This is a genomic window from Specibacter sp. NPDC078709, from assembly GCF_040686795.1.
In the GTDB taxonomy this organism is placed as follows: Bacteria; Actinomycetota; Actinomycetes; order Actinomycetales; family Micrococcaceae; genus Specibacter.
Window position 1 is genome coordinate 316,297 of the sequence record NZ_JBFBLU010000004.1, and the last position, 22,633, is coordinate 338,929.

17 protein-coding genes and 1 pseudogene are annotated in these 22,633 nt (G+C 62.5%); 9 read left to right on the forward strand and 9 right to left on the reverse strand.

The annotated features are described in order from the left end of the window. The first annotated feature begins 41 nt into the window (after positions 1 to 41). From AB0P14_RS10185 to AB0P14_RS10195, 3 genes are all read left to right on the forward strand, one after another. The gene (locus AB0P14_RS10185) at positions 42 to 1,478 is read left to right on the forward strand and encodes an HRDC domain-containing protein (protein ID WP_363841260.1); all 1,437 of its coding nucleotides are present in this window, start codon (positions 42 to 44) and stop codon (positions 1,476 to 1,478) included. A gap of 234 nt (positions 1,479 to 1,712) precedes the next feature. Continuing rightward, on the forward strand, positions 1,713 to 2,978 hold the full coding sequence (locus tag AB0P14_RS10190; protein WP_363841263.1) for an acetyl-CoA C-acyltransferase: 1,266 nt from the start codon (positions 1,713 to 1,715) through the stop codon (positions 2,976 to 2,978). Next, a complete protein-coding gene (locus AB0P14_RS10195; RefSeq protein ID WP_363841266.1) occupies positions 2,975 to 5,119 on the forward strand; it encodes a 3-hydroxyacyl-CoA dehydrogenase NAD-binding domain-containing protein in 2,145 nt (714 codons plus the stop codon). The genes AB0P14_RS10190 and AB0P14_RS10195 overlap by 4 nt, the downstream gene beginning before the upstream one ends. A 302-nt stretch (positions 5,120 to 5,421) precedes the next feature. Here the strand turns inward: AB0P14_RS10195 and AB0P14_RS10200 are convergent. Both AB0P14_RS10200 and AB0P14_RS10205 read right to left on the reverse strand, forming a co-directional pair. After that, positions 5,422 to 6,745, reverse strand: a pseudogene (locus AB0P14_RS10200) (ISL3-like element ISPfr2 family transposase). Positions 6,746 to 7,374: 629 nt separating this feature from the next. After that, entirely contained in the window at positions 7,375 to 7,686 is a 312-nt protein-coding gene (locus AB0P14_RS10205) for an antibiotic biosynthesis monooxygenase (protein ID WP_003941073.1), read from the reverse strand. Positions 7,687 to 7,794: 108 nt separating this feature from the next. Here AB0P14_RS10205 and AB0P14_RS10210 point away from each other — a divergent pair, with 108 nt between their 5' ends. Then, positions 7,795 to 8,736: a helix-turn-helix domain-containing protein gene (locus AB0P14_RS10210; RefSeq protein ID WP_363841269.1), complete on the forward strand. Its 942-nt coding sequence runs from the start codon at positions 7,795 to 7,797 to the stop codon at positions 8,734 to 8,736. 647 nt (positions 8,737 to 9,383) lie between these two features. Here the strand turns inward: AB0P14_RS10210 and AB0P14_RS10215 are convergent. Beyond that, entirely contained in the window at positions 9,384 to 10,331 is a 948-nt protein-coding gene (locus AB0P14_RS10215) for a hypothetical protein (protein WP_363841272.1), read from the reverse strand. Positions 10,332 to 10,538: 207 nt separating this feature from the next. On the opposite strand from AB0P14_RS10215, the gene AB0P14_RS10220 reads away from it, so the two are divergent. Beyond that, complete coding sequence (locus AB0P14_RS10220; RefSeq protein WP_363841275.1) at positions 10,539 to 12,224, forward strand: serine hydrolase domain-containing protein; 1,686 nt, start codon at positions 10,539 to 10,541, stop codon at positions 12,222 to 12,224. 284 nt (positions 12,225 to 12,508) lie between these two features. On the opposite strand, the gene AB0P14_RS10225 is transcribed toward AB0P14_RS10220, so the two are convergent. Further along, complete coding sequence (locus tag AB0P14_RS10225) at positions 12,509 to 14,248, reverse strand: FAD-binding protein (protein WP_363841278.1); 1,740 nt, start codon at positions 14,246 to 14,248, stop codon at positions 12,509 to 12,511. Positions 14,249 to 14,325: 77 nt separating this feature from the next. Between AB0P14_RS10225 and AB0P14_RS10230 the strand changes: the two genes are divergently transcribed. After that, positions 14,326 to 15,288, forward strand: coding sequence for a LysR family transcriptional regulator (locus tag AB0P14_RS10230; protein WP_363841281.1), 963 nt, complete (start codon positions 14,326 to 14,328; stop codon positions 15,286 to 15,288). 12 nt (positions 15,289 to 15,300) lie between these two features. Further along, a complete protein-coding gene (locus tag AB0P14_RS10235; RefSeq protein WP_363841284.1) occupies positions 15,301 to 16,530 on the forward strand; it encodes a heparan-alpha-glucosaminide N-acetyltransferase domain-containing protein in 1,230 nt (409 codons plus the stop codon). A 238-nt stretch (positions 16,531 to 16,768) separates the two neighbouring features. On the opposite strand, the gene AB0P14_RS10240 is transcribed toward AB0P14_RS10235, so the two are convergent. From AB0P14_RS10240 to AB0P14_RS10255, 4 genes are all read right to left on the reverse strand, one after another. After that, positions 16,769 to 17,338 (reverse strand): dihydrofolate reductase family protein, encoded by a 570-nt coding sequence (locus tag AB0P14_RS10240; RefSeq protein WP_363841287.1) that lies wholly within the window; start codon positions 17,336 to 17,338, stop codon positions 16,769 to 16,771. Positions 17,339 to 17,849: 511 nt separating this feature from the next. Further along, positions 17,850 to 18,758 carry an MSMEG_6728 family protein gene (locus AB0P14_RS10245; protein ID WP_363841290.1) on the reverse strand — a complete coding sequence of 303 codons (909 nt, stop codon included), beginning with the start codon at positions 18,756 to 18,758 and terminating at the stop codon, positions 17,850 to 17,852. 157 nt (positions 18,759 to 18,915) lie between these two features. Next, entirely contained in the window at positions 18,916 to 19,137 is a 222-nt protein-coding gene (locus AB0P14_RS10250; RefSeq protein ID WP_363841292.1) for a hypothetical protein, read from the reverse strand. 780 nt (positions 19,138 to 19,917) lie between these two features. Then, positions 19,918 to 20,178: a hypothetical protein gene (locus tag AB0P14_RS10255; RefSeq protein ID WP_363841295.1), complete on the reverse strand. Its 261-nt coding sequence runs from the start codon at positions 20,176 to 20,178 to the stop codon at positions 19,918 to 19,920. A gap of 198 nt (positions 20,179 to 20,376) precedes the next feature. Here AB0P14_RS10255 and AB0P14_RS10260 point away from each other — a divergent pair, with 198 nt between their 5' ends. Both AB0P14_RS10260 and AB0P14_RS10265 read left to right on the forward strand, forming a co-directional pair. Beyond that, positions 20,377 to 20,874: a GNAT family protein gene (locus tag AB0P14_RS10260; protein ID WP_363841298.1), complete on the forward strand. Its 498-nt coding sequence runs from the start codon at positions 20,377 to 20,379 to the stop codon at positions 20,872 to 20,874. 77 nt (positions 20,875 to 20,951) lie between these two features. Further along, positions 20,952 to 21,404, forward strand: coding sequence for a Rieske (2Fe-2S) protein (locus tag AB0P14_RS10265; RefSeq protein ID WP_363841301.1), 453 nt, complete (start codon positions 20,952 to 20,954; stop codon positions 21,402 to 21,404). Positions 21,405 to 21,559: 155 nt separating this feature from the next. Here AB0P14_RS10265 and AB0P14_RS10270 read toward each other — a convergent pair whose 3' ends face one another. Continuing rightward, positions 21,560 to 22,558, reverse strand: coding sequence for an aldo/keto reductase (locus AB0P14_RS10270; RefSeq protein WP_363841304.1), 999 nt, complete (start codon positions 22,556 to 22,558; stop codon positions 21,560 to 21,562). Positions 22,559 to 22,633 lie beyond the last annotated feature (75 nt).

Consider the following 22,633-nt stretch of genomic DNA (forward strand, 5'->3'; position numbering starts at 1 on the left):
TTAAGGGCCTTTCCTTCGCCATTCGGTAGACTAAGAGCATCATGACCAATGCAGAAACAAGCACACACAGCCGCGCCAGGGCCAAAATGTCGACAACACATCAAGGCCGCAGTACTACAACCGTAGGGCGCGAGGGTACTTCTGCCTCCGGTTCGGCGGGCCGTGCCAGCACCGATCTGGCCCCCGCACCGCTGACTTCAGTGCTGATCGATGGCGTCCAGATGGAACTGGGCGAACTGCCCGAGCTAGTCGATCTAGACATGCCCCGTGACGGGATTCCCGCCGTCGTTGATTCTGATCCGGCGCTGAGGCGCTGCGCCGCAGCACTCGCCGGAGGGCATGGCCCGGCGGCCGTTGACACCGAACGCGCCTCAGGTTTCCGCTACGGCCAACGCGCCATGCTGGTACAGATCCGCCGCGAAGGTGCCGGTACATGGTTGATTGACCCCGAAGCTTTTGATGATCTGAAGATCATTGATGAGGCGCTGCGCGGCGTCGAATGGATTCTCCATGCTGCCAGCCAAGACCTGCCCTGCCTCGCAGGCGTGGGCATGTGGCCGGAAAAACTTTTTGACACAGAGCTCGCTGCCCGTCTTGCTGGGCTGCCACGTGTGGGACTGGGTGCGGTGGTGGAAACGCTGTTGGGCTTCCATTTGGCCAAGGAACACTCCGCCGCCGACTGGTCCACCCGCCCCTTGCCTGAGCCCTGGCTGCGCTACGCCGCACTGGACGTTGAAGTTCTCGTGGATCTTGAAGAGGAACTCCTTGCTTTGTTGGAGCAGGACGGCAAGCTTGACTATGCAGCCCAGGAATTCCAGCACCTCATTGACGCTGGCGTTCCCGCACCCCGGGTTGATCCGTGGCGCCGCACTTCCGGATCCCACACCATCCGTAACCGCGTCCAACTGGGTGCTGTTCGGGAGCTGTGGCAGACCCGTGAGAAGCTCGCCGAGCACCGCGATATTGCACCGAGCCGCTTGATCCCGGATTCGGCCATCATCGCCGCCGCGAAAGGCATGCCCTCCACGGTACCTGCCCTGTTGGCGCTGGCCGGTTTCCACGGCCGCTCAGCCAAACGTGACGCCCCCAAATGGTTGCACGCAATCCAGAGCGCCAAGAACAGTAGCGATCTGCCGCCCCTGCAGGTCTCCACCAACACTCCCCCGCCGCCGCGAGTCTGGGCCGAGCGTGATCCAGTGGCAGCCGCACGTTTCGCCACGGCCCGCACCAAGATGGCCGAACTCGCCGAGGAATTAAGCATCCCGTCAGAGAACATTCTGACCCCGGATCATCTGCGCCGCGTGTGCTGGCGTCCGCCGTCGAAAATCACGGTGGAGGCCATTTCGGCAGCGCTTGCAGAGTTGGGCGCCCGCGCTTGGCAGATCGAGAAGACCGCACCTCTCTTAGTGGATGCCATGCTCAACCCCGAGCCGCTAGCGCCGAGGGAACCCAAAGAAGCTAAGAACGATCACGCCTAGCGTCAGTTAGCTCACGCGCTCTTCCTTGCACCCGAGCGGTGAGTAGGGAGCAATGTTTTTTATCTAAACATTGCTCACTACTCACCGCTCGAGCTGGTTAAGGGCTGCACTCCGGCCCGATCCACCTCGTTTTGACCTCTAAGTTACCCGCTAGTAACATGAGTTGCGACACACCTTCCCCCGGCTAAGCTGGGCTGGAGAGAACATCCAATGTTTGCAACCAAGGAGTTAGACGTGAGCCAAAATCGGCAGATCAGGGACGTGGTCTTTGTTGACGGCGTCCGCACCCCCTTTGGCCGCGCCGGGGAGAAGGGCATCTATGCCAACACCCGCGCCGATGACCTGGTGGTGAAGTGCATTCGCGAGCTCATGCGCCGCAACCCTTCCCTGCCCGCCGAGCGCATTGACGACGTTGCCATTGCCGCCACCACACAGACCGGCGATCAGGGTCTGACCATTGGGCGCACCGCGGCACTGCTGGCCGGACTGCCGCAGTCGGTGCCCGGATTTGCCATCGACAGGATGTGCGCTGGCGCCATGACCGCGGTGACGACGACGGCGTCGGGCATTGGCTTTGGCGCTTATGACGTTGTCATTGCCGGCGGCGTGGAGCACATGGGCCACCACCCCATGGGCGCCGGAGCCGATCCGAACCCGCGCTTCCTGTCCGAACGCATTGTGGATCCGGCCGCCCTGAACATGGGCAACACGGCTGAGAACCTGCACGATCGCTTCCCGGCCATCACCAAAGACCGCACCGACGCCTACGCCGTGGCCAGCCAGAACAAGCTCGCCGCCGCCTACGCCAAGGATCAGATCCAGCCCGATCTGGTTCCCGTGGCAACCATGAAGCCCGGCGCCGGCTGGACCGTCAACACCGTGGATGAACCGCCCCGCCCCGGCACCACCCTTGAAGATCTTGCCGTGCTGCGCACTCCATTCCGCGCCCATGGCCGCGTCAGCGCCGGTAACGCGGCTGGATTGAACGACGGCGCGACGGCTTCACTTTTGGCTTCTGCCGAAGCTGCCGCCGAGCTGGGTTTGCCCGTCAAGATGCGCCTTGTCACCTACGCTTTCGCCGGCGTGGCCCCCGAGGTCATGGGCATTGGCCCCGTTCCGGCCACCGAAAAGGCACTGCGCCTGGCCGGGCTCACCATCGAGGACATCGGCCTGTTCGAAATCAATGAAGCCTTCGCCGTTCAGGTGCTGTCCTTCCTTGACCACTTTGGCATTGCCGACGACGATCCTCGCGTAAACCGCTATGGTGGCGCCATCGCCGTGGGCCACCCACTGGCCTCCTCCGGCGTGCGCCTCATGAACCAGTTGGCCCGCCAGTTCGAAGAGGACCACTCCGTGCAGTACGGCATCACCACCATGTGCATCGGCCTGGGCATGGGCGCCACCGTGATCTGGGAGAACCCGCACTTCACCGGCGCAAGCACTGACGGTTCAGCCACCGCAGGCATCACCTCCGCAACCACCGAAGGGAGCGCAGCATGAGCGCCCAGGACTTCACCAAACTCGCAGACATGTTCCCCGATGAGGTTGTGACGCACTCCTACGTGCAGGACATCGCCCTTCCCGGCGTGGACGGCGCACCGAGCGCTGGCACCTTTGCCCTGATCACGTTGGACAACGGCCTGGATCATCGCCGTCCCACCACGCTGGGCCCCAACACCCTTGTGGAATTGGGCACCACGCTGGAGGCACAGCGTGAGCGCGCCGCTCGGGGTGAAATTCTCGGCGTGGGCGTCACCGGTAAGCCGTTCTTCCTGGTGGCCGGCGCAGACCTCTCAGCCGTCAAGAGCCTGAAGGATCCCGACGCTGCACTCTGGATGGCACAGTTGGGCCACGACGTCTACTCCACGCTGAATGATCTGGGCGTTCCCAGCTTTGTGTTCATCAACGGCGTTGCCCTGGGTGGTGGCCTTGAGATCGCTCTCAACGCCAACTACCGCACCGTCTCCACAGGTGCTGGCGCCTTGGCTCTGCCCGAGGCATTCCTCGGCTTGGTCCCCGGCTGGGGTGGCGTGTACCTGCTCCCCCGCTTGATCGGCCCGGGCAACGCCGTACAGGTCATGATTGAAAACGCTCTCAGCAATAACCGCACGCTGAGCGGCCCGGCCGCGTACAAGCTCGGCATTGCCGACGCCCTGTTTGAGCCCGCTGATTTTGTGGAACAGTCGCTGAATTGGGCAGCCCGCGTGCTTGCTGGTGCCGAAAGCCCCAGCCGCCCCAACGCGGTGAGCGAACCGCTGAGCGAGGAAAACAGCGCGGCTTGGGATGCCGCCGTCGTGCGTGCCAAGAAGTTTGTGGAGGCCAAGACCTCCAACGCAGCCCCGGCCCCGGCGAAGGTGATCGAGTTGCTGGAGAAGGGCAAGCATTTCACGAAGGCGGAATCGTTTGCGGCTGAGGATGCGGCGCTGGCGGAGCTCATGGGCACGCCGCAGTTCCGCGATACGGTGTACGCGTTCTTGGATTTGGTGCAGAAGCGGGCCAAGCGTCCGGCTGGTGCTCCGGATCCGAAACTTGCCCGGCCTGTGACGAAGGTGGGCGTGGTGGGCGCCGGGCTGATGGCTGGGCAGTTTGCGCTGCTGTTTGCCCGTCAACTCAAGGTGCCGGTGGTGATGACCGACATCGACGCCGCCCGCGTGGACAAGGGCGTGGCGTACGTGCACGGCGAGGTGGAGAAGCTGCTGGCCAAGGGTCGGATCAGCCAGGATGCGGCGAACCGGACCAAGGCGCTGGTGACCGGTTCGGTGTCCAAGGACGTGTTTGCCGATGCCGACTTCGTGATCGAGGCAGTGTTCGAGGAACTGTCTGTGAAGAAGGCCGTGTTTGCTGAGGTGGAGGCGATCGTCTCCCCCGAGTGCATCTTGGCCACGAACACCTCATCGCTGTCGGTCACGGCCATGGCCGAGGACTTGAAACATCCGGAGCGCCTGGTGGGCTTCCACTTCTTCAACCCTGTGGCCGTCATGCCGTTGCTGGAGATTGTGCGCGCGCCCAAGACCGACGACGCCGTCCTGGCCACCGCGTTTGCCACCGCAAAGGCGTTGCGCAAGACCGCTGTGCTGGTCAAGGATGCGGCAGCGTTTGTGGTGAACCGTGTGCTGTTGCGCCTCATGGCCGAGGTCTCCAAGGCCTTCGATGAGGGCACCGACGCGCACACCGCCGATACCGCGTTGCGCCCCATGGGCATGCCGATGACGCCGTTCACGCTGCTGGCGATGGTGGGTATCCCGGTGGCGCAGCATGTCACGGAGTCGCTGCATACTGCGTTTGGCGATCGCTTCCACGTCTCGGCGAACCAGCAGGCACTGATCGACGCCGGCAAGAAGGGGCTGTGGGAGACTGCTGAGGACGGTTCCGTCTCCATCCCGGCCGACACCGTGGCGCTGCTTCGCTTTGGCAGCACGCCGTCCACGGGTGAGGAGCTGTTGCGCAAGACTCAGGACGCACTGGCCGAAGAGATCGGACTGATGCTGGCCGAGGGTGTGGTGGCAGGGCCCGAGGACATCGACCTGTGCATGATCCTTGGTGCCGGCTGGCCCATGCACTTGGGCGGTATCACCCCGTACCTGGATCGCGTGGGCGCCTCCGAGCGGGTCAACGGGAAGTTGTTCCACCCAGCTTCCTAGTCCTCCCGCGTACGACGGCGGGCCCGCACCTTTTCTGCGAAGGTGCGGGCCCGCCCGTCGTATTGGGTGTGTTGTTCGGCTAGTCCACTTTCGGGCCTAGCGGTTCTTGTTAGTGTGGATCAACCTGCTCCATCGCTTGAGCCTCAGACTCTCTTGGTCGTGGGTTCAATTCCCGCCCACGGAACAAAAATACCTCTGGCCTGCGGTTTCATTCCGCAGGTCAGAGTTGCCTAAGGCAAAAATCTGGCGGAAATCCCCTTTTGTTCTCTCGATTCGTCAAGATTCTCCATCGTTTTCGCGGCTCATCCCAATCGGGGGTGTAGGAGTTGGGGTCTGAAGCCGCCGGTCTCGAGCAGGCTTCGGGCGATGTAGTTGGTCAGGTTGCGGAACCCGAGTGCGGAGCCGCGCAGGTGTTCGAGCCGTCCGTTGAGCCTCGGTCGGCCCGTTGCTGGTGCCGGGTCGTTCGAAGTAGGCGAGCACGTCAGCGGCTCGCTTCTTCAGGGTCCGGCCCAGGGTGGTGAGCTCGGTGAGCACCTTGGGGACGCCGGCGCTGAGGTCGGTGATCAGCTTCTCCATGAGCTCGCGGCCACGTTGCCGGTCCTCGTGGCGATAGGCGGCGATCATGCGCTGGTAGACACCCCAGGTCGCCTCGACCTCGACGTGAGCGTCATCAACGAACAGCGCGCGTAGCCTGTCGCTCTGCTTGTCGGTGAGCAGGTCCGCGCCGGTGTGCAGCGTGCGCCGCGACTTGTAGAGCGGGTCGTCCCTGAACCCACGGTGCCCGTGGATCGCGAGTTGGACCCGGCGCCGGCACCTGTCGAGGGCGTCACCGGCCAGGCGCACGACGTGGAAGGGATCCATCACCGTGACCGCGTCCGGGATCTCCTCTGCAGCGGCGGTCTTGAACCCGGTGAAGCCGTCCATCGCGACCACCTCGACCGCGTCACGGAAGGCGTCGTCGCGGTCGGCGAGCCAGGTCTTGAACGCCGCCTTCGACCGGCCCTCGACCATGTCCAGCAGCCTTGCTGGGCCGGCGCCATCGCGGACCGGGGTGAGGTCGATGATCACGGTGACGTACTTGTCGCCACGCCTGGTGTGGCACCAGACGTGCTCATCGACGCCAATGACCTTCACGCCCTCAAACCGCGTGGGGTCGTTGATCAGCAGCCGCTTGCCTTCAGCCAGGACCGCGTTGTTGGCGGTGTCCCACGCGACCCCGAGTCCCTCGGCGACACGGGCGACGGTGAGGTGTGCGACCACGATCCCTTCCAGCGCCCACCGCAGCCCGGTGCGCGAGAGCTTCGCGCGTGGCTCCGCCGCGGCGCTGGTGTCTTGGCGCCACACGTGTCCGCAGTCGGCACAGCGGTAGCGGCGCACTACAACTTCCAGCACGGTCGGTCGCCAGCCCAGCGGCTCGTGGGCCAACCGCCGGATCACGGTGTCACGAGCAGCGCCTTCGCTGCCGCACCGTCGGCACCACTGATCTGGTTCCACCACGCGGCACGCGAGGACCGCACGATCCGGTTCAAGTCGTTGTCCGGTCACGCTCAGACCGAGGCCGTCGAGTCGAGCGAAGGCGGTCAGGTCAGGGCGGCCGAAGCCGGCCGGCGGGGTAGCGTCGGACACGTCGAGGTCTTTCGGATGGATGGCGTAGGAACCTCCATCGTCGGGAGACCTCGACGTCTATCTGCGGACCGACGCGCCCGGCCGACCTACACCGTCATCTGAGAAGACCCCTGAAACGTCTTCGACGACGGGACCGGCGAGGAGGAGGGCGCGGTGAGCTAAAGGAATGGAGCTTACCCGGCTTCGACGCCGCCGCAAGCTCCGGTGAAACGGTCGGTACTGGTCGGTCGTCGTCGGTCACCACCGGATGGCGGCGTCCCCCACGCTCGGCGTTTGCGCAGGTCAGCGGCTCGTTCGCCCAGTGGGCGCATCAAGCGATAGACGCAAAGCCGACGTGATTCGGTCGTCGGTTCGATTCCGACAGGCGGCTCCGGCGAACAGCCCCTGACCTGCGGAAACGCAGGGCAGGGGCTGTTCGGTTCTGGTGGTCGCGCGATGCGCTGGCCTCACGGCTCTGCCCGACACCGACGTCGCTCTCCTCTGCGACGGACCCCTCGCAGGCTGAGCGCTCGCGGCCGGCATCCTGTCCGTGTGCCGATAGGCCTCGCACCGCTCGGCAACGCAGCGTGGCGTTGCGTCGCGACCTGGCGACGGCTCGGCGGGGCGCGATGGTCTCGTGCGTTGGCGGACTACGGGAGCTTGGACGCGAGGACGTCGGCCGCCAGGATCTCGGGTGCTGCGCCGAGGAGGTGCTGGTTGGCCATCAGGGCTGCGACGATGGCGCCGTTGGCGTGGGCGTCGCGAGCGGCCTCGTCGGGGAATGCATCGAAGATCCAGAAGGTGTCGGCGTGGGTCCTGACCGCGAACCAGACAATCGTTCCTACTTCTTCGTTGGCGAGCGCGACAGCGCCGGCGAGCAGATCGGCGAGCGCGTCGTGCTGTCCATCGGCCGCGACGATCTTGGCGACGAAGGCATACGGAAGTGATGCGGGTGTTGACATGAGGGGTTCTCCTAGGTGTCGAGGTTTCTTGGTGAAGCGAGTTCAGTATATGACGAGCAAGGGCATGTGAGAAGTGGCGTATACGGCAGTATTGCTATTGTTTACGTCATGCGTATCGGACTGATCGCGATCGACGGCTGCTTCGGTTCGGCTATCGCGTCGATCATCGACATCGTGCGGGTGGCCGACGGAGCCCGCGGCGATGTCGACCCGCGGATCGACCCGATCGAACTCGCCATCCTCGGACCGAAACGGCGAGTGACCACGACGGCATCGATGACCCTGTCGGTGGACCACCCGCTGTCGGAGTCCGGAGAGTTCGACGTGGTCGTCGTCCCTGCGCTTGGAACCCTTACGGCCGCCGCTACCAACGACACCCTCCAGAGCCGAGATGCTCGTTCGGTCATCGCCTCGCTCGGGCGCCTCGACGAGGCGACCACCCGGATCGCCGCGGCGTGCACCGGCGTGTTCGCCGTCGCCGAGACCGGACGGATGCATCATCGGCGGGCGACGACCAGCTGGTTCCTGGGGCCGGAGTTCCTGAAGCGCTATCCGACCGTCGCCCTCGATCTCGACACCATGGTCGTGGTCGACGGGAACCTCGTCACCGCCGGCGCCGCCTTCGCCCACATCGACCTCGCGCTCTCACTCGTGCGATCGATCAGCCCCGACCTGGCCCAACATGTCGCCAAGCTCCTCATCATCGACGAGCGTCCGTCGCAGGCGGCCTTCGTCGCCTACGAACATCTCCGGCACGAGGACCCGATCGTCGTCGAGTTCGAACGCTTCGTGCGCGCCCGCCTGGACGAACCGTTCAACGTCGCCTTCGTCGCGCAGTCGCTCGGCACCAGCCGGCGCACCCTCGAACGACGAGTCCGTGCGGCGCTCAACCTCACTCCGCTCGGCTTCGTCCAACGGCTTCGCATCGAACGAGCTCGGCACCTCTCAGCAACCACGGACCTCACCTCCGCCGAGATCGCGCTACGGGTCGGCTACGCGAACGCCGAGACTCTGCGCTCCCTCCTGCGCAGGGAGCGACGCCGTTCCTGACCTATCGCCATGCCTTAGAACCACCTCTCAGCACGTCGCGTCGACGCTCCTGCGTCGCCCCTGGACGCCCCACTCGACACGCCCGCAGCACAGACCATGCGACGTGCCCCGGCTTCCCGGACGGTCGGGGTTGGGTGGCTATGATGTCGCTGCGTTCTCGTCGAGAGGATCAGCAGACCCGATCAGGGTCGATTGGGATGAGACGCGAAGGCGGTCAGGTCAGGGCGGCCGAAGCCGGCCGGCGGGGTAGCGTCGGTCACGTCGAGGTCTTTCGGATGGATGGCGTAGGAACCTCCATCGTCGGGAGACCTCGACGTCTATCTGCGGACCGACGCGCCCGGCCGACCTACACCCTCATCTGGGAAGAGCCGTTTTCGCTCCCCTTTTTTCTGCTGGCCGAACTCCCCTATTTAACGCCACAGCTCAGAAATTGACGGTCGCTTCCCAGGTAGTGGCGTAGTTTCCTGGGTTCCGAGCGTCCGATCGTCTACATGGGGAGCCACCGTGGGATGGTCAGTGAGAACCGATCAAAGCTACTCACAAAGGACACAAACCACGGTGACTCAAGACCAGTCTGCCTTGCTCGAACTCTTGACTCAACTGAATTACGATCACTCATAACACGGCGGCTGCGAGGAGGCCGCCGCTCAGCGTGTGGTGGGCTTCCCGTCCGCGGCCCAGGCGACACCCAAGGCGAACAAGGTTGACACGCCGTACTGCTCCATCGCCGCCGCAATGCGACGCCGCCCCGTTCGCGGGTTGATCCCGAGTCGCCGAGATGCCGCGTCGAGAGTGAGGCCCTGCTTCATCAGCGCAAGCAGCGGCGCCCACGGCTGCTGCAGCCCACCGATCGGCTCGCCGCGACGCCAGAGCTCGCGGAACAGGCTTCGGCCAAGCTCGGCCAGGGCCGCGCTCCGGACTCCGACCACACTGGACGGCCATCCCTCGCCCCATTCGATCGGCAATGCGAGCACCTCGCCGTCGATCCAGAACCAGCTTGGAAGATCGTCGAGCAGGCGGAACTCCACCCCGACGGCCTCGTAGCGCTCGGCAATCGCCACGAGCCGGGCGTCCCCTGCCATCGAACGTGGGAGCAGCGCCCGCACCGACCGCTTGCCGGCGAACATCTCCGCAAAACGGCCGGCGCGAGCGGGATCGGTCTGCAGATAGCGTCCGAGATCGGGCAGCACCGACCAGGCGGTGTCGCTCCCCTCCCGCGCGATGTCGTACCAGAGGTCTTCTGCCGCCCGCGGCCCATGCCGCACGAAAACGGGTACGAGATCACCGGATGCCTCGCCCGCAGCCCAGTGACGCAGCAGGGCTGGCAGGTCTGCGACGAGCGCCTCGATTCGCGAGGCGGCCTCGTCCGCCGCCTGCCGCATCTCACGCACTTCGCGTTTGACGACGTCGGCCGTCCACATCGCCGGCATCGCATACGCGATCGTGCCATCACGAACCGAGATCGCACCTGCCCGCGCAAGACGCTCGACGGCGTCGGCAACCTCACCCTCGTCCGTGTGCACTGTGGTGGCGAGCTCCGCCACCGTCACAGGGCGGCTGCTGTAGATCAGTTCGAGCAGTTTGCTATCTTCCATGTCCACCTCCGGAGCGCCCGTAGACACCATTATGGCGCAGGTGACCGGTTCCGGACGTCCTCAAGGGGTCAAGTCCGGAAGCGGCAGTTGTTTTGTCCGCTTCCGTCCATGCACACTTGTCTCTAGGGGGGACCGGGATCCATGGCTTCACATGCGCGTCTGGGAAGCCATGGGTCCGCTCAGAGGTAGTCAACCGGAGGCAGCGGCATGAACAGCATGAGCAGCACAAACAAGGGCGTCGGACGCATTGTCGCCTTCTCTACGGTGGCAGCACTCGCTCTGGCAATGACGGCGTGCACCGCGGGTACAGCGGGTACGGCCGGGAAAAAGCCGTCCTCGAGCGGGCCCGCCGTCACACTCGGCCAATTCCCCGACCAGGACGTCATCGAGCTCTACACGGATCGTGACACGGCAGTGGCCGCAGCCGTCCATGCGCTTCCCAAGTACATCAAAAACGCGCTCAAGCAGACTGGAGTACCCGGAGCGGGCGTCGCCGTCGTCTCGAACGGGAAGGTCGTGTTCGAAAAGGGATACGGTGTGCGGGACCTGACCACGAAGAAGCCCGTCGACGTCAACACGGTGTTTCAGATCGCGTCGTTGTCCAAGCCCCTCTCGTCGAGCATTGTGGCCAAAGCAATCACCGAAGACACCGACCTGTCCTGGGAAGATCCGGTGGTCAAATACCTCCCCGACTTCGCGCTGAAAGATCCGTATGTGACCGAGCATGGAAAGATCGCCGACTTCTTCTCGCACCGCACCGGCATTCCAACCGGTGCCGGCGATGACCTCGAGGACATCGGCTTCGATGTCGATTACATCATGTCCCACATGAACCAGATTCCCCTAGCGTCGTTCCGCGACACGTACCAATACTCCAACTTCGGACTGACGGTGGGCGGCGAGGCGGTCGCGGCGTCGCGCGGGCAAACCTGGGCGCAGACCGCGCACGATCTGCTGTACGAGCCGCTCGGCATGACTTCCACGACCACCGTCCACGACCAATACCTTGCCTCAGATGATCGCGCAGCCATGCACGCGCGCACCGGAGATGGAAAGTACGAGCAGCTGTTCGACCGTGACGCCGATGCCGAGGCGCCTGCCGGAGGCGTCGCATCCACAGCCGGCGACATTGCGAAGTGGATGAACATGGTGCTGGCCAACGGCGAGGTCGACGGCGCTGAATTCATCGACCCGCTCGTACTCGCAAAGACCTATTCCGCGCACTCGATCACCGGCGGCGACGCCCAGAACCTGACAGCGCGCACCTCGCACTACGGCTTCGGCACGAACGTCGGCGCCACCGTGGCAGGCCGCGTCAACATCAGCCACTCCGGCGCCTTCGGATGGGGTTCCGCCACCAACGCCACGATGATCCCCGATCTGAACCTCGGCATCGTCGTGCTCACGAACGGAGCGCCGTCGGGAGTTCCGGAGGCGATCGCTTCAGAGTTCGTCGACCTCGTACAGTTCGGCGCGGAGACGCGCCCCTGGCTGGACCTGATGGCCGGCTTCTTTGAGAACTTCGACGACCCGGCGGGCGACCTCGTCGACCAGGAGCCGCCCGAAGATGCCGCGGCAGCGGGTCCGGCCGGCGACTACGTCGGCACCTACACGAGCCCCTACTTCGGCAACTTCGTGGTGACCGAGAAGAACGGCACCCTCACCGGCGCGCTCGGCCCCCAGGGCGGCTACACGTTCACGATCGATCCGTGGAACGGCGACACGCTGTCGTTCGTGCCGACCGGTGAGAATGCGCTCCCCGGTTCACTCTCCTCTGCGGTCTTCGTACGCGAGGGCGAGCAGATTACGGGGGTCACCCTGACGTACTTCAACAAGTTCCCGGGCGAGGGGCAGGAACCGAACGGGCTCGGCGTCTTCACCCGGGCCGACTGATACTCGATCCGCCGGTAGTTGCGTTGGATGCGCGACGGTTTAAGCGGAGAATGCCCTTCTCCTCGGGAAAATAGTACTTGTCTAAGGAACTATTTTCCCGAGGAGAAGGGCATCTCGTAGAGGCACCTTGTCTCTTGGCCGCCACAACGTGTCAGCCATTCTCGCTGAACCGAATCTCGTGTCGGCCGCGGGTCTGCGTCAGCCGGCGGAAACTGGTGTGTAGTCAATAGTTGGAGGGGTTGAGTACTGCTGTCCGCGGCAGGTGATCGATTCGACGTCGATACTCATTCCACGAGCTTACCTACCGTCGAAACTTCCTGAATGAGCCCGCGAATCTCGTCGGAGATTGCTGGGATTTCCTCACGAACGACCCCCGTAGAAGGGGACCAAACGAGGTTGACCGCAAGCTCCGGATCAATGGCCGGGTAGTCGCTGCGGTTGTGGCAACCACGAGATTCACGCCGTTCGAGGGCAGTCTCCAGGGTGGCCCGTGCGGCCAACGCAGAACCCATCAGATCAAAAGCATGAGCCAAATCCTGGTAGCCCGCAATATCAGGGTGGATCCCCACATGCTCCATTCGTTCCTCGATGTCCGCCAGCCTTGCCAGCCCCGCCTTCAGTCCGTCCTCGTCGCGGACCACGCCTGCGTGTTCGGTCATCATGTCGCGGATTGCCCGCTGCAGCGCACGCACATTCTCCTCCCCATCAGCAGCCAACAGCCCGTCGATTTCTCCGCGGGCCTGCGCCAGGGCCTCGGCGGATCGAGGCTGGTGATCCAAGGATGCTGAGTATGCAGCAGCTGCCTGACCAACGATCCGTCCGAAGACCATCAATTCGATCAGCGAGTTGCCGCCCAAACGGTTAGCGCCGTGCAGTCCGCTCGATGCCTCGCCGATTGCATACAATCCGGCCACATCGGTGCTGTGATCCTCAGGCTTCACCCATACCCCTCCCATCGAATAGTGGGCTGTTGGTGCGATCTCGATCGGTTCACGAGTTATGTCGAGCATCTGCACTTCCATCATTGTCTGATAGACCCTCGGCAGGCGCTCCATGATTGTCTGCCGAGGCAAGTGGGATACGTCCAACCACACGCCACCTTTCTCTGTTCCGCGCCCCTCCTTGATTTCCGTGTAAGCAGCCAACGCCACCCGATCGCGGCTGGAGAGTTCCTTGCGCACTGGGTCATAGCGTTCCATGAACCGTTCGCCCAGTGCGTTGCGCAGCACTCCGCCCTCGCCGCGAGCCGCTTCGGAAATCAGTGTTCCGGCCGCACCTTCTGGTTCGATGATCCCCGAGGGATGGAACTGCACCAGTTCAGGATCCCGCAATCGAGCTCCGGCGTCGACGGCCAGCCGGAATGAATCACCCGTGTTTTCGTCGCGGCGCGAGGAGGTGCGACGCCAGATCCTGTTGTGGCCGCCAGCGGCCAGGATTACCGCGTCAGCATGAATCACGTAGCGGATGCCCGAGTTAATATCGAATCCATAGGCACCGAAGACCTGGTTGTCCTTTACCAGCAATCGAGTGACATAGAAGGAATCCATGATGGGAATATCGAGTTGCTCGCTGCGTCGTACCAGCGTGCGCTGGATTTCCAAGCCCGTATAGTCGCCGGCAAACGCGGTCCGACGGAATTTATGGGCACCAAAGAACCGCTGAGAGATGCGACCATCGTCTTCCCTGGCGAAGCCCATGCCATAGCGCTCTAGATCCTCTATTCCACGTGCTGCACCGCGCGCCACGATTTCCACGGTTTTTGGGTTGGCCAGGTAGTAGCTTTCTTTGATGGTGTCGGCAGCGTGCTGCTGCCAGGAGTCTTCTTCATCCATGGTGCCGAGGGCTGCGTTGATGCCGCCCGCCGCCAGGGAAGTGTGCGCGTCATTGCGGGGGCGCTTACCCACCGCCAGCACGTCGACTCCCAATTCTGCAAGCTCGATCGCCGCACGTAACCCGGACCCACCCGTACCGATAATGAGGACTGAAGTGGAGATCTTCTTTTCTTTAACTGTGTCAGTTGCCATGGTTTCAACGCTAGAAACAGCCCGACGATTAGTCCAATGAATTATTCGAGTCATATCGATGCATATATGCTATCGACATGAACTTGGAACAGTTGCAAAGTTTTATCGAAGTTGCCAGGACCGGCCATTTCACGCGAGCTGCCGCCCAACTTCACCTGGCACAGCCCTCCCTGAGCCGCCAGATTTCCACTCTTGAACAGGACCTCGGATCCGAACTCTTTCATCGTGCCCGGGGCAACATCACACTCACCGCCGCCGGCGAAGCGCTCCTTCCATTGGCCCAGCGGATGCTCGCGGACGCCGAAACCGTAAGACAGGAGATGCAGGAGCTTGCCGGGTTGCACAAAGGGCGGGTCCGGCTGGGGGCTCCTCCATCTCTATGCATCAGCATGGTGCCCGAAGTCCTGGGATCCTTCCACCGAAACCACCCGGGTATCGAGCTTCATCTCAGCGAAGCCGGTTCCCGGGATCTCTTGACTCAACTTGCCGGCGGCACCCTCGATCTAGCGCTTGTAGTGACCTCCCAAGACGGTACAGCTATGACAAGCAGCCTCGAGAGCATTCCACTGCTGCGGGAGGACTTGGTGGTGATCACAGCCACCAACGATGCCTACTTTGCGGACAAGAACACGATCACGCTCGCCGAGTTGGCGGACGTTCCGCAAATCGTTTTTGACCAAAGCTACGACCTACGCAGGACCACCATGGATGCCTACCGGTCTCATGAACTGAACCCAAATGTGGTTCTCGAAGGCGCCGAAATGGACGCAGTGTTGCGACTTGTTGAACTCGGACTGGGAGCAGCCGTCGTACCAGCCATGGTCCGCTTAGACCGGCCGAGTCTCCGGTCCGTTCCATTGACCGCACCTAGTCTTACGCGCACCCTCAGCCTGGCTCATCGGAAAGACGTCAGTCTTACCCGCGCCGCGAAAGCCATGCAGGAACTCATCATGAGCACAGCAACAGAGTTTGCTTCACGCGGCGCCGGCATTAAGAGGCTGAATCAGCTGAAACGGCCCTCGATCACACCGGACAGATGAGAGGATCGCTACATGAGCAACCCCCGGCTACGTAATCGCCGGCTGGTCGAGAGCTTCAAGACGAACCTCATCCGGCTCGAACCGCCGCACCGGCTGCCCGGCATCGATCTGGCCCGCGGGTTCGCCATCTTCGGCATGTTCGCGGCGCACCTCGCCGTCATCGCGCCGTTGGAATGGGGCCGGGGTGAGACGTGGTCGGGCATAGTCTCTGGCCGTTCATCTATCCTCTTTGCCACCCTCGCCGGTGTCTCCTTGGCGCTCGTCACGGCTGCCGCGACTTCCCGGAAGAACAATGACGATGCACCAACCCGCCGGTGGGGAACACGGACGGAGCTCGCGCTTCGGGCAATACTCATCTGGGTCCTCGGCATAACCCTCGACGGACTCGAGGTTCCAATATTCGTCATCCTGCCCGCCTACGCCATCCTCTTCCTGATTGGCATACCGCTGCTGCGTCTGCCTGCGAGCACCCTGTTCATGCTCGCCATGTTGCTGGCCCTGACCATGCCCTTTGTCGTCATGACGATCGACTACAACGTGGCAAACATCTCCGACCAACAGGAAATCGAGGATGTCCTGCGGATGCTGGGCTGGAACTACCCATTTCTTCTGTGGACGGCCTTCATCGCCGCGGGGATGGGGGCCGGTCGAGTGCTAAGCGCAGGTCCCCATCGTGCCTGGATCCTCCTCGTTGTTGGAGCGGGGTTCGCATTTGTCGGCTACGGAATTATCGGCCCCATTGGCAATCGGGTGATTGCATCAGACAGCTTCGTCAACGAAGATGCCTGGTCGGATGCATGGATTCAGTCGGTGATGCAAGACGGACCCCATTCCTCCGGCGTCGGAGAGGCTCTCGGTTCGGGCGGCTTCGCACTTGCAGTGATCGGAGTGTGCACGCTGATCGGCGCGACTCCAATGCGTTGGCTGCTCTGGCCCATCCGCGCCGCCGGATCGATGCCCCTGACAGCTTATGTTTCGCACATCATCGTCTGGGCGGTGTGGATTTCGGTCGAGAGCGGGCACGACCCGAATCTCGACCCTTGGACCGACTTCCGAGAACTTGCCCCCTTCTGGCCTATGACCATCGGAGTGCTCATCGGTTGCTCATCGTGGGCAGCGCTGGTCGGCAAAGGACCGATGGAGGCGCTGCTCGGTGCACTGACGTCCGGCCGGCAACTCCGACGCACCAGAACACATCCGCCACGGCCGCCTGACTCGGGTCCGGGAACGTCTTCCAGGTAGGGGAACGTGGCTCGACACTCTGCGAAGCACACGAAAAGCGGTCCGGTCTTGGCACAGGTCCCGATCCTTTCATGTGTTGACACCTAGACCGAGCAGCGAGCTCAGCGTTCTTGCGGGATGCCGGAGCGTGACGTTGATCGAGTATCGAAGTGGTCTAATCTGGTTGCCCTCCCCTGAGTCGCAGCTGCGCTTTCACACCATCAGGAGGCAGCTGCCAACGATCAAAGACAGGACCACGTCATGCTGTTGCTGGCGTGGGCCGGTATCGCATGGCGACGGCTCCCGACCGGAACTCGTGGCGATCTACGAGCTCGAGTTGGATTCGTTCACGGAGCCCTGCGAGCAACGTCGGCCCGTGTCCGGCAAGGACTGGCTGTACGAGGAACTCATACTCGTCAATCAGTCCCAGGTCTGCCAATGCCAGCGGAAGCGTCACGCCACCCACCCACAGCCCCTCGCCGGGCTCTTGCTTGAGTCGCTGAACCTCTCGCGCCAAGTCGCCTCGCACCAGCTCGGCATTCCAATCGACACCGCCCAGCGTGCTCGAAACAACGTATTTCTTCGCCCGGTCGATGGTCTCGGCGAACGGGATCTGCCACTCATCCATCCAGCCAGGCCATGTACCCGTTGCCGGCTGCCGCCACGCCGACTCCATCGTCTCGTAGGTCACCCGGCCGAAGAGTAGGGCATCGGCGCGCTCCATCTCTGCGGTCCAGTAGCGCATCGACTCGTCGTCGGGCGCGAGTCCTGCCTCGTGATGGCAGCAACCGTCGAGCGTGACGTTGATCGAGTATCGAAGTGGTCTCATCTCGTTGCTCTCCCCTGATGCTCACCTGCGTTTTCTCCGGATCATCCTCAGACTACTGTCGGCGCCAAGCTGACGCCATGGTTATATCGCAGCTGAACTTCCGGCAAACTAGTGGGACTGCAACCACGTTAATGGTCGCAACTCACACTGCGCATCATCCCTCTCCTTGCTCACAGTTCACTTTTCGAGGGGTGCGCATCAGCTGTGGCTTCGATGAAGGTACGCGTGGTGAAACAGGTTCAAATGGGGATTTGCCCGTGTTTAGGCAGGCTCGCGGTGTTCTCGGCTTCCTAAAATGAGTCAGACTCCGCTGTCGGTCCAGTGCTTCTGACGCATTTCATCGGACGACGGCGGGCGCCCTCGCCAGCGTTGTGGTGAGGGCGCCCGGGCTGAAAACAACCGGCTAAGACCCCGATCGGGAAGGCAGGCTCAACAGTGGGGCATTGTGAACGAGTACGTCAGGTGCTGCCGTTCAGGTTGCCAGCGCTCTTCGTGGCCCACCGCCCTGTCGTTACTGGGCGGGGATCGGGAAGAATACCCGCGGATCCTGCAAGAGCGCAGGGTTGTCGAAGTCCGCGCGGTCAAGGATCTGCTCAACTTCGAAGTTGCGCCCAAAGCGGCCGTCATCGAGCGTGATCGGCCGGCCTTGGAGCTTGCCCAGCGCAAACCTGGCACCATCCTCAAAGGGGATCAGCACCGTGGTGTTGCCGGGCAGGGTCCTGAATGCCTCATCCTGTAGCTTGCGATTTCGAGTGGGCTTTTTCGTCTTCTGCACGGGTGCCTTGCGGGCACCCTTGGCCACAGCTTTACGCGACTTTTCGTCGACCTGGGTGACGTCGCCGCCGTCGTTCTTCTCGTTTTGAGGCTTGGCCTTGCCCCATGCCGGCATCCCGACTTTGTCGATCTTTTCCGGGTCAACGTCGCCTACCGGGGCGCGCAGAACCCACACGAAGTCCTCACGAGGATCCTCGGGAAGGATTTCTCTCCGGGGCTCGGGCCAGAGCAATTCCAAATCCGTGGGGGTGTCGGCAAAAACCGCATCATAGAAGCGCGGGTCCTTCTGAATCAGCCTGGAACGGTGACTTGCATGAAAATCAGGGTCACCCAGCCACGACGGCATGGAGATCTTGTCCGCATAGTCGGGGTGGGCGGCCTGCGGGGCGAACTCCTTGATGCTCTCCCGGGTGTTGTCCGGGTGGCCGCGGGCGATCCATTCGTCGGCGATGGCCAGGGCGTACATGGTGAGAGCCGGAACATGCCCCATCCACATGCGGACGGCGGGGTGCTCCTGCCGGCCGTATCCAGGAATCACCAGCGTACGGAGAATTTGCAGCGCTTCAACACGCTGTTTTCCTAGCCTTGTCGTGTCCAGAGCGGCGGCACTCTGCTGAAAGTCGGGGTATGGGAGGAAAGTCTGCATGCATTCAGTCTGACGGCCCGGGCGCCGTCTGCCAATTGCAAGGCCCCTTCAGCGGCGGAGATTTCCCCCACAGTCAAGCGCAGCAAACCCAAGCCCGGCCGCTCCAGCTGTGCGTCCCGGCCGCGGAAGGCAGCTATTCCGGCGAGTCCCCGCCCTCTCAGTGGCTGGGCATGCCGTAGTGGTTTGCGATCAGTTCCACTGTGCGTGCCTGGGCGCGGCGCACATGTCCCCCAACCACCAACATCAGCTCATCAGCTCTTATCTGCCGGTGGAGTTCCTCCAAACCCTCTGCGACTTGGGCGGCAGTTCCATGATTGGAAGTTGAGAAGCTGGATGCTGTAGCCCACTTCGTCGACGGCACGAAACGCGAACTCGTCAAAAACACCACTTTGCAGACGCAATGCGCGCAACAACTCTCGGCAGCACTTCCGCGCCAGCCCTGACCTGGCGCACGCTGTCACAACAGCTGTGTCCGCCGCCTTGGATAGCCACACCAGCCTGAGCCTTCAGGCTCCTGGCAGCAAGGAAAAAATGAAGGTGCTATTGGAGATGCTCAGCTCACCGATATACGAGGAACTGCAAAGTCAGGCCTCAACGAGTTGGCTACTGACTTCCTAGTACTTACGTGTTGGAAATGCGCCTCTTCGCGTTCCTGACCAGCTGGGCGCTGGGATTGGCCAGTACCGCCAAAACAGCACATTATTCACACTGCTCGAGCCAATTCAGCGATCCGCGTCCAAGGCAGATGCTGGCGAAGAACTCCCGGGCGTTTTCGAGGGTTAGCTTCAGCCCGGGCCGCATCCGCAGCGGTCTGAACCACCTTTAAATCTTCGCCTAGGGCCTCGGCCATCCATACGAAAGCTGCCGGGCAAAGCAGCCGGTTGTATGTGGTGCGCGCACTGGCGTTCGGGACCTTTCGAGTGAACGGTCCGCTTCCTTGACTGTTCTGGCCCTGAAACCAGGTCACCATATGCTCCTGCTGACTCGACCACCAGGCACGCTGAAGTTGTGGACAGTCACGCTCATAGGAGTCCGAGACTGGCAGGTGCGGTTCAAGTGACAGCAGCACGCGAGCAAACTCGTCTACATGGAAATCTTCTTCTGAGTGGTTAATGGTCATCCTCTTTACCTGCATCCACTTACCTGCATCGAGCAACGTTCACAGACCCGGTAGCGTAAAGCCTGTATCTGGGCTCCAGTCAACCTCGGATTCGTCGAGATTCACATTCCACGTAGCGTCGGGAACCACGCTGCGCACTGAAGTCAAAGCATCCAGCATGTACTCCAGAGAAGGGAACATGTCTTCAAAATCAGCGGGCAGCTTCGTGGACCCCTCAATTTCCGTTCGTGTCTCACCATCAGAGCTGTAGAAGTCCAAGGGCTCTAATTCGAAGGGATTGGCCGCATTCGCTTTTGCCATCACTTTTTGCATCGCCGATATCTCGTCGACGGTAAAAGGGTTCGACCGTGTAACAGATAGAAGCGCTCACCTAGGCGATTGACGACGAGGCTGACCGGGCAACACCCGCCGTCAATGACCACGAATGGTAAGTTACGCGGCTACCGTTGACAGGTGTTTAAACCTAGGAAACTTCAAGAAGATATCAGTATGCGGCTCATGCGCGTCAGCGATGCCGCAGAGCTTGCCGCTGCCTACTCACGCAACCGTGACCACCTTGCCTATTGGGATCCGGCACGCTCGGCGGAGTTCTACACCGAGGAATGGCAGGCCGCAGATATCGCCAGCCGCCTTGTCGCGCATGACGCTGGGGTAGATCATCTCTTTGGCCTGTTTGCTGGCGATGAAATCGTTGGCCGATTCAACTTGGCCGGTATTGTGCGTGGCCCCTTCCAGAGCAGCAGTCTGGGCTATTGGGTGGACAGTCGCTACACAGGCCGAGGGTTGGCATCATCCGCCGTCCAAGCGATCATCGACACTGCGCGTGAGGATCTGGGCCTACACCGCATCGAAGCGAGTACCCTCCTGGACAACATTGGCTCACAGCGAGTGCTGCTGAAAGCAGGATTCCAGCAGATTGGCATGGCCCCGCAGTATCTGAAGATTGCTGGCACATGGCAAGACCACAACCTCTACCAAATTCTCCTGCACGACTGAGACCCCAGCTGAGGCCATGCACTGTGGACCCGTTCCTCGTTTCGCTTTCTTTCAGCTTCAACTGAAAGAATGAAGACATGACTGTTGAGCCTTCCCTGACCCGCCGATCCACCCTACGCGTAACCACAGCCGCCACTGGCGCTGCCTGCGCACTCGCCTTGGTGGGCTGCTCGCCGTCGGCCAGTGACATCCGCAGCAAGGGCAAAACCCCGGCCGAAATTCCCACTGGCGGCACCGCCCACCAGGTCGGCAAGCTGAGCGAACTCCCCGTCGGAGGTACCGCTGCAGCCACGGCCGGGGACGTTGAAGTCATGCTGTTCCGCCCCGACGAAACCACCGTCATGGCCTACACGGACATCTGCACCCACGCTGGCTGCAAGGTGGCCCCACACGGCGAAGACTTCAAATGCCCCTGCCACAGCACCATCTTCAAGGGAAGCGATGGCACAGTGGTGTCCGGCCCCGCCAAGGAAGCCCTGCCCCGTTACGCCGCCGCCATCGACGGCGAATGGATCACCGTTTCCGTCTAAGACCCGGCAAAGCAACACGTTCGAAACAGGGACGCGAGAAGTTTGCTGCTGCGTACTGTTAACTGCCAATGGTGCGCCACTTTGAAAGAGGCGCACCATTGGCAGTTAAGGGGCCGCAGCAGTAGCGGCTTGAGCTCCCCAGCTCCGAGAAGAGGCTAGAACAAGGCCACCTTCGGCGTCCGCGGGAAGATCTGATCCAACTCGGCCAAGTCCTCGGCCGACGGCTTCCAGCTGGCGGCCGCAGCATTCTGGCGCACCTGCTCTGGCTTGGTGGCCCCGGCAATGACACTAGCTACGGCAGGCTGGGCTGCCAGCCACGAGAACGCCACCTGAACCTCAGTCAGCTCACGGGCCGCAGCGAACGCGCTAAAGGCCCCGAACTGGTCCTGGTCAGCCTCGCTCACTAGGTGCTGACGCGTGTGTGAGAGTCGGCTCCCGGCAGGTACGGCACCACCCTTGTACTTGCCCGTCAGCAGCCCATTGGCCAGCGGGAAGTACGGCATGACACCCAGCCCGTAGGCCTCGGCGGCAGGCGTCACCTCCAGCTCAGCGCGACGGTCCAGCAGATTGTAGTGATTCTGGCTGGCCACAAACCGTTCGGTGCCTAGCGCGCGTGCTGTGTGTTCGGCGTCGGCCATCTGCCAGCCAGCCAAATTTGAATGGCCAATGTAGCGGACCTTGCCGGATTGCACGAGGCCATCCAGCGCCGAAAGCGTCTCAGCCATGGGCGTGTGCGCATCGGGGGTGTGGTAGTAAAAGAGGTCCAGATAGTCGGTGTTGAGCCGCCGCAAGGAGGCCTCGACCGACTGCATAATGTACTTCCGCGAGCCGCGACGTCCCCAATCCACGCCGTTGGCGCCCTGGGCATCCATGCCAAACTTGGTGGCCACCACAACCTCGTCCCGGTGCGCACCGAGCGCCTTACCCAGGATCGTTTCGCTGAGCCCAGGCGTCATGCCATAGACATCGGCCACATCGAAGTGCGTGATGCCCGCATCCAAGGCTGCATGCACGACGGCGTCACTGCCCTCTTGCGTTTGTGTCACCGTGCCGCTGCGGCCCAGATTGTTGCAGCCAAGCCCCACGGCAGAAACCGTTAGTCCCGAGCGGCCCACCTGGCGGTATTCAATGTTGTTGTCATTGTTCTGCGTCATAGTTCAACCTTAGTCAATCTCAGACACTTCTCTCCCCCGGCAGGCACTCCCAGTAGGCTCCCCCACCGGACGCTA